Raw genomic sequence first — 927 nt, 5'->3', positions numbered from 1 at the left:
ACCGCTTATCTGATTTACACCTCGGGCACTACTGGTACGCCCAAGGGGGTGGCGGTCACCCATGCCAATGTGACGCAGTTGTTGGGGTCGTTGGGTGCGGGTTTGCCGGCGGCGGGGGTGTGGTCGTTGTGTCATTCGTTGGCGTTTGACGTCTCGGTGTGGGAGATCTTTGGGGCGTTGTTGCGTGGTGGGCGGTTGGTGGTGGTGCCCGAGTCGGTGGTGCGTTCGCCCGAGGATTTGCATGAGGTGTTGGTGGGGCAGCGGGTCAGTGTTTTGACTCAGACGCCGTCGGCGGTGGCGATGCTTTCGGATGAGGGTTTGGAGTCGGCGGCGTTGGTGATGGCCGGTGAGGCGTGTCCGGCTGAGGTGGTGGATCGGTGGGCGCGCGGGCGGGTGATGGTCAATGCCTATGGTCCGACCGAGACCACGATGTGTGTGGCGATCAGCGCGCCGTTGCGGCCCGGTATGGATGTGGTGCCGATCGGGGTGCCGGTGGCTGGGGCGGCGTTGTTTGTGCTGGATCAGTGGTTGCGTGCGGTGCCCGCTGGTGTGGTCGGTGAGTTGTATGTGGCCGGTGCCGGGGTGGCGTGTGGGTATGTGGGCCGGGCGGGGTTGACCGCGGCGCGGTTTGTGGCGTGTCCGTTCGCGGTCTCGGGGGTGGGCGGGCAGCGGATGTATCGCACCGGGGATTTGGTGCGTTGGGGTGTTGATGGGCAGTTGCAGTATTTGGGTCGCGCTGATGAGCAGGTCAAGATTCGCGGGTATCGCATCGAGCTCGGTGAGATCCAGGCCGCGCTGGCCGGGCTCGATGGTGTGGATCGGGCGGTGGTGATCGCGCGCGAGGACCGTCCCGGTGACAAGCGTCTGGTCGGCTACATCACCGGCAGCGCAGACCCGGGCGATATTCGCGCCCAGCTGTTGGATCGG

General features: G+C 65.5%; 1 protein-coding gene. It reads left to right on the top strand.

What is annotated here, in order from left to right:
* Nucleotides 1–927, top strand: a 927-nt coding sequence (locus AU187_RS18380; RefSeq protein WP_156442384.1) for an AMP-binding protein, incomplete at both ends; no start/stop codon positions are given.

Origin of the sequence: Mycobacterium sp. IS-1556, assembly GCF_001499985.1 — a bacterium.
Classification (GTDB): domain Bacteria; phylum Actinomycetota; class Actinomycetes; order Mycobacteriales; family Mycobacteriaceae; genus Mycobacterium.
Note: the sequence above shows the minus strand (reverse complement) of the source record. Positions and strands in the feature narration are given on the sequence as shown.